This window comes from Pseudoalteromonas sp. G5_S1_14_S5 (genome assembly GCF_054968605.1).
In genome coordinates, this window is record NZ_JBQKUM010000120.1 from 1 (window position 1) to 7432 (window position 7432).

Below are 7432 nucleotides of genomic sequence, written 5' to 3' on the forward strand. Positions count from 1 at the left end.
CCCGTCCTTCTTAATAAATCAAACTATCCTGGTGAACGTTTACCTAAGCTTTCAGTAGCTGCACCTGTGCTATGCTGATGCGCTCGAACTATAGAGCCATCAAGAAAGACCCATTCAAAATCAGCTATGCTAGATAAGCTTTTGAAAAGTTGATCTAAAATCCCTTTCTTTGACCGAAGATTAAATTGTCTGTAAACGGTACTCCACTCTCCGAACTAAGAGGGCAGATCCCCGCCAAGGAATACCTGTTCTCATTCGATAAAGTATTCCTTCAAATGACATTCGATGTTCAGTTTTATCGTAAACACGACCTGTACTTTACATAACTTGGAGCAGCAGTTCCCAGCGAATATCAGTTAGTATTGTTCTTGGCATGGTATTGGTTATAGTTTTACTTTTGGCGAAGTAAATTATAAACCAATACCATGCTGTTTAAAAAACACCCACAAAAGAACAACACGCCCTAGGCTACTTACTCCTCGCCGTAATTAAAAGGATTTATCTCGAAGAAAATTTAACCACGCAAGGTCAGCGCGCCTTAGATCAACCTTTCATAATTCCCTGGAAGTAGAGGAGCTTGAAATAGTTTTTTAGGCGTATTGATCAACGTATAGCTAGGGTCTTCAGGTCTATAGGCCTCGAAGAGTTTTTTAGGCGTTTTAACTACATTATTATCTGCTGTCTCATATGGTGCTACATTATTATAGCGTCCAAATGGCGCTTTATTAGCTTTTGTATTGGAGTTTAAATCAGCTCTAAAAAGATTAGCTGGCGTTTTTTTTTGCATATTGTCTGCTGGGTTCTTATATGTAACAGGCACGACTCTTTTATTAGTTTCTTTAGGAAACCCTTTATTTAGATGCCTTGGTGGGAATATTGGCTTGTTCTCATCATATATACCTACAACATTAGTCTTTTTCGCTCCAAATAAATTGCCATTATTTTTAATTTTTACAGTCTTGAAAGCATATCCCGCGCCAAAAGATGCTAACCCTTTAATTGCTCCTATTCCAGCACCTTTTGCAGCGTCTTTTACAGGTGTACCGGCAGCAACATTTAGCCCCATATCAAGCCCAAAGCTTACAACTGCATCTGTAACTGCTAACCCTATTTGAACTGATGTTTTTGCACCTCGCGCCGCTGCACCAAATCCACCACTGACAAACCCAAGTGCACTCGATATTCCTACTTGCTTCCAGTCAAATTCATAATCAGGATCAATAGCACATTTGATTCCTTCTCCCGCTGCTGTTACAGCAAATCCGACAGATGCGCCAAAGATCATTCCTGTAACTAAACCCATCACAGCAAAGTGCCCGCTTGGGTCACTGCGATTTACAGGATCACCAACACAATAGGCATAACTGTTTATGCCACCTTTGCCAAATGGACTCATACTATCCATCGCGTGAAAACGCATTAGTCTAGGGTTATACATACGATAACCGTTACCTAAATGATAGCTTCCACTCACAGGATCATTCCTTTGACCATTAAAACCCAGAGAACTTCTAGCTAAATGACTATGCGTAATAGGTTGCCCCATACCTCCTGCCATCGTAGGCATGGAAGCCGCTGTCATTGTGCCAGCACCTAATATAGAGGCTTTTTTGATAAAGTCTCGACGGTGCATATTGATATTCAACATGTTTTTCGAAGTATTATTCATTATTTCCCCTCGCCATAAGGTAAGTATTGGTGATGTACTTGACTCCACCGATCTTGCTGATCTTTCTCATAGATTTCTACAGGGCTACCTTGAGCGTTGCCAAATATTACCTGCTGTTTTTTACCGTTATTTGATGAAATCAATCGTTGTGTTAAGCCTGGCCCTCCATGGTGATAAGAGGCGGTTACTCCGTCGCTGTGCTCATAAGATAATTTATTATTGCGGTAAAATAAGTATACGATACTGCTAGCCACAGTCTGCGAAATTAAGCGGCCACCGGCATCATATCTATAGTTAGATAAATTATGACCTGAAGCATCGCTTATGGATTGAACTTGTCCTAATGCATTATATTGATATTGATTACCTTGCTCATCATTCAATAAATTACCCGAGTCATCATAATTAAAGGCAACATTAACATAATGTGGGTGAGTATTTCTGATACTCTTTAAACAAACAGGATTATTTGATTCATAAATGAATGAGGAAAGATTATATTCTCCATTATTAAATCGTATCAATACTTCTGTAATATTGTTATATACATCATAACTAAAGGTTTGGGATGTAACTAATTTACCTTGTTCATTTTTCGGTAAATCGGCACCTTGAACTTGATAACTGATGAGACGCTTTAACTCATCATATTCATAGGTTTCAGTGGTTTCTCCTTGACTGTTTTGGTAAATACGAGAGATTAGCAATTGATTATCATCAAAGCTTTGTCTAATTTCAAACTCTTGCCGCTGATTGAAGTAACCTACTCTATTCACTTCAAGCCCTAATACGTTATAACTTAATTCAATAATGGCTTCATCATTACCATAACGAGAAGTGTATTTATACGGCCGGCTAAAGCTATCGTAAACAATATTCGTTTCTGTCCCATTATTATCACTAATTTTAATGAGTCGATTATAATCATCATAGATATAATTTGGCGCTTCACCGAATAAACCACTTTCAGCCAATAATTGTCCAGTTAATGAGTATTCATAACTGACAGTACGAGTTTCGCCATCATTTAACTGGTGGTGTTGCTGAATCATTTGGCCTAATTTATTGTACGAAACTGTATATTCTGCTCCACTATTTAAGCTATTTTCAAGCATACCTGTATACTGGTTATATTGATAAAAACAACCTAACGTATTATCTCCTTCCACTGAAGAGGACACTAGAGCTTGGTTATATGGATTAAAATGTAGATTAATTCTATCACCTTTAGGTGTGATAACCTTCGTAGGATATTCACTCATTGAATTATATTGATAATAAGTGGTTTTTCCCGCAGCAGTCTCAGACACTAAACGTAATAAGCCATCATATTTACGTTGACCTAATTCCATGCTATCTACCATCACTTTACTAGGTATCTCTGCTAGCGTAAATGCTGGATAGGTATAAGACTCTACCACGGCTTGACTATCGATAAAGCGTTTAGATTCAATCAAGCGATTATGCTTGTCAAAACTATTTTCTATTATATTACCAGCGGTATCAGTGATCTTTACCTGATTACCGTAGCCATCGTATTCATAAGATGTTTCTGCTAATAATTGAGAATTAGCAGCATTAAAGCTCTGTTTACGAATTACCTGACCTGTGATCGAAAAAAATTCAACTTCAGTAATTAAGTCTGAATGCGTATAGTGTGTGGTCAGATTCACAGGATCTTGTATAATAGTCTCAACCCGGCCGTCAGGATGGACAATCTCTTTGATGTCACCATTGTTATCATAAGCATATTGCGTTTTGAGCTGGCTCGATTGCTGACCGTCAGTCCAATCGAATTGCGTATTGGATGTCACTAAACCAAATGCGTCGTACTCTAATGATTCTACTATTCGTCCGGTATTGGTCTCATCGGTGACACTAATGCTAATAATATTACCTGCATTATTGAGCTCAGTGATTTGCATATTACCGCTGACATCGATATCAATAATTTGATTTTGATTATTACCAATTTTATATTCGCGTGAGGTTTTAGCTGTACATTCATTGTTATAGTTTGTTTTTTGTCCGGTTGGCCTCCCTGAATCATCAAACTCAAACTCATACAGCACACCTTCACGGTCCTTTGACTTTACCACTTGCAAATGGAATGGATCTTGCCACTCACAAATGGATACTTCATGATTATCAAAGGTAGATATGCGTGTTTCTGTTTTATAGCTATCGGCTAAAAATTCATAAATATAGACACTTTCAAGCTGATAACCGTTAACTGTTTGTCTCTCACGCTGTAAGCGACCGTATGTATCAGAAAGAGCGGTATTACTATAATATTGGTAATCGACTTGCACATTTGTTTCAGTCCTAGAAGCAAGTACGATAAAGTGGGTATCATCAGCTAAATTAGGCATAGCTTGATAACGATAACGTATCGTTTGAGCAGGCTCTTGGGTTGCCGAAATAAACCGTTCTTCTTCTATTAAAGCAACAAAACCATTTGGTTCAACAGGACAGTCATTACCTTTACCTTGTGCTGGATAGTAGGTATACTCATTCTTACTACCATCAGGTAAAACTTCTTCTAGCAGGTTAGCATAATCATCATATTGATAATTTGTTACATAAGCACGAGAATTACCCTTTACATAATGAGTAACAATTTGCTTTCTCAGCAAACTATAGTTAGCTGGTTGGTATTCAATGTGCCAATCTAATTCAGCATTATATTGAAACTCTTCGACTTTAAAGGTTAAACCTTTATCTCTATGTTCAACCTTTTCTATTAGATGATATTTGTTATAAGTACGTGTCACCTGTTTTGTTTGATTAATGATCTCTGTCGATGAGTATTTATAATCTTTAGTGGCGCCAAATAAAGTATCACTGCCCTCTCTCCAAGATACATCACTGTCATAGCCTAGATAGTTTTTTGGCGAAAACTCATATGTAATGGTACGTGATTCTTGACACTTGCCAGGTACTGTGGTATGAGATTTAACGCAAGGGATATAAGAAATAGTGGCGCCAACGGGGAGAGAGTGACCACGTTCATAATAATCAATATCTTCAATCAGGCCACTGGCATGAGTCACTTTATTAATCATCAGAAAACCTACGTTAGGGTAATTTTTATATTCAAAACTTATGATATTCTCTATCGAACTAGTTTCGATGGTGTTTAATTGATAACCATTACCAAAGTCATCTTTATATATAGTGACTTGTTGTTTAGGCTGATCATTAAGCTTATGTCTAACAGTGGTCACATTTTTATTGCTCCACCAATCAATTTCAAGAACTCGGCCAACATTATCCTTAATCTGCCATAAGCTATAATGTTTATCGTTATTTCTTTGTTCGTGTTCAAAGGCTATCTCTAAACCTTGTGAGGTAACAATTTTAGTCAGGTAACCCTTCTCGTGATCGATATATTCTTGTTTACCACTTTTGTAGACAACTTTTATTTCATCATTAATGTAAAAAACGCGTACATCTTTAAGCCTACGATAAGGTAATTCATATTCGCCAAGTGTATCATTCCACTCTATTTTGAACGATTGGCCACTGGATAAAGACAGTGACTCATTACTCTTATCAAATGAACTTAATTGAATCGACCAACCTTGACCAAAGCCAACGTCGAAAGTACTAGAGGGTAAATAAGATAGATTGATTGGTAAACTTAATCCAGCACCTTTATGCGAAATAAAGTTAGCAATAGTAATATTGGCACTATATTGCCCAGTTCTTGGATCTACACCTGTATTTATATAATCAGAAAAGTTAGTTGCATTGGAAGTTATATTTGTCATAAATATTACGCTTACATAATTTGATGAATTACTCTGCATCGAAGGCTGCAGAGTAATGAGTTAGACAGTAATTCTATTGCTCTTGAGGATCTGGTGAGAAACCATTAATTATAAATTCTTTTTGACCATCTTGTGACCATGCGGCAAACTCTGTTTTATTACCGTAAGTATCAAAAACATAAAATGATGTTTTTTTATGTAAGCCCCACGTACTCCATGTGCCCAACGTTGTTCTTCTATTACCTTCTGAATACCATTGATAAAAATTAATGGTATTAGCAGTATCAACAATCAATGGTGTATCTATAGTAGCACGATGATTATAGCTGCAATTTGAGTCAAATTTTTCTTCAAGAGCACTAGGGCAATAGTCTTGAATATCAAAAGCTAGTGATCTAATTCCATGATTTGGTTTTACATAAACCAATGAAGCTGTTTCAATTGTATTATTAGTGTAATTAGGCGTTTCACGGCCGATTACACGGTAAACTACACCAAGATTTTGACTATCTGTAGAGTAATAATCCTGAATTTGTGGCATGAAAATTTGTCTGATTTCAAAATCTTTAGGGGTAAAAGTCTGTAGATAACCTTTATGAGTATATTTACCTGTATCGTTATCAGAACCCGGGTTAACACTCGTTACATCTTGTCTAGTCATAGTGTATTCCCAATCATTTTTCACTGAGTAATTTCGAGCAGGTATAGCATCAATTTGGACAAAATCCCATGTATTACCGTTATTTTCAGGTAGACATGAATTATAATTTTTCTCCTCCCCCTCGTTTTCGACTGTAATTTCAGCACAAATGTCAATATTCGCAGAAGAGTTTGTGGAAACATATAAAATATTATGGTTTCCATTATCATTAGTAATAGTATAAGGCAAACTATTGATGTCATGAGGGAATGAACCTGGATAATACCAGTCGGGAGCTACTGAAGGGACTTTGTCACCGATATTCCAGTTATTAGGGAGGTTATCATTAGTACGATATTGTTTTAACTTTATATCGGTAACAGTGCCACTATTAAGCGTAAAGTCGACTAATATTTTCGCAGACATATAGCCATTAGCATAAATAGATGCACCTTGCTGACTAAAAGCTTCTAGTGTATGAACTTTAATATTGCTTATAAAATTATTTGGTGGGCCCATCGTTTCAGAAGAATGAAGAGCATTAGCACTACTATTGATATCATTAGCATAAATACTTATATCATTAGCGTATGTTAATACTGGCGAGCACATTAAACAATTTAATAATAGATTTGTTGATTTTTTTATTTTCATTATACAACCTTATTGATTTGATAGCGTATTTTGCTCTAAAGAACCCCCACATGATTTTTTAGGATAAAATATCCTTTACAATACAATTGGGAGTTTAAGTGGACTAAAAAAACCTTCAAACTTTATGAAATCAGATTAATTAGAAATTACTTTTGATTTTCTTCTTAAAGTAATAAGGAAAGTTTATATTTTACTAGTACTTAAATGAAAAAACCTTTTCAATACTATCCTCAAACCTGATTTTTGTATGGTAACTCTACAAAATAAATCAATTTAATGCCAAATGTAACACATCATGTATTTTACTTAAGCACGCCCAATTATTTTATAAAATCATCAACTTAAAGTAGATACTAGGGCGGGATCGCACTTTGTTAACAAATATGATCGAATAGCACCAAATCCATAATCACAGCCACTTTTGCTTTGAACTTAATCGACCACCTATCAGTCGTCCGATATACTCGATCAGATATTAATCAGAAGCATGACCTCATAGACGTTATGTTCCTTATGATTAGCGCCATCGCATCTGGGTATGAAGGATGACAAGATATTGAGTTGTTTGGGAAAGATAAACTAGATTGGTTGAGTAAATACAGACCATTCGACCATGGCATTCCACGTCGACATACAATAGCCCGTATTTTTCGTTCAGTTGTTGCAGAATCTTTGCTAGAGGCATTAGCCCTCTAG

The 7432-nt window shown here is 36.2% G+C and carries 3 protein-coding genes and 2 pseudogenes; 1 reads left to right on the forward strand and 4 read right to left on the reverse strand.

Translation table 11 applies throughout. The annotated features are described in order from the left end of the window. Window positions 1-26 precede the first annotated feature (26 nt). From ACTRWI_RS21425 to ACTRWI_RS21440, 4 genes and pseudogenes are all read right to left on the reverse strand, one after another. Window positions 27-375: pseudogene (locus ACTRWI_RS21425) on the reverse strand (transposase); the annotation flags it as partial. Window positions 376-538: 163 nt separating this feature from the next. Then, window positions 539-1669 (reverse strand): RHS repeat-associated core domain-containing protein, encoded by a 1131-nt coding sequence (locus ACTRWI_RS21430; RefSeq protein WP_499133746.1) that lies wholly within the window; start codon window positions 1667-1669, stop codon window positions 539-541. After that, entirely contained in the window at window positions 1669-5442 is a 3774-nt protein-coding gene (locus ACTRWI_RS21435) for a hypothetical protein (RefSeq protein WP_499133747.1), read from the reverse strand. The genes ACTRWI_RS21430 and ACTRWI_RS21435 overlap by 1 nt, the downstream gene beginning before the upstream one ends. A gap of 73 nt (window positions 5443-5515) precedes the next feature. Next, the gene (locus ACTRWI_RS21440) at window positions 5516-6736 is read right to left on the reverse strand and encodes a hypothetical protein (RefSeq protein ID WP_499133748.1); all 1221 of its coding nucleotides are present in this window, start codon (window positions 6734-6736) and stop codon (window positions 5516-5518) included. Window positions 6737-7162: 426 nt separating this feature from the next. On the opposite strand from ACTRWI_RS21440, the pseudogene ACTRWI_RS21445 reads away from it, so the two are divergent. After that, window positions 7163-7423 (forward strand): annotated as a pseudogene (locus tag ACTRWI_RS21445) (transposase family protein); the annotation flags it as partial. Window positions 7424-7432: the final 9 nt, after the last annotated feature.

Coding starts and splice junctions, on each gene's coding strand:
- ACTRWI_RS21435 (WP_499133747.1), bottom strand. CDS start 5,442: ATGACAAATATAACTTCCAATGCAACTAACTTTTCTGATTATATAAAT.
- ACTRWI_RS21430 (WP_499133746.1), bottom strand. CDS start 1,669: ATGAATAATACTTCGAAAAACATGTTGAATATCAATATGCACCGTCGA.
- ACTRWI_RS21440 (WP_499133748.1), bottom strand. CDS start 6,736: ATGAAAATAAAAAAATCAACAAATCTATTATTAAATTGTTTAATGTGC.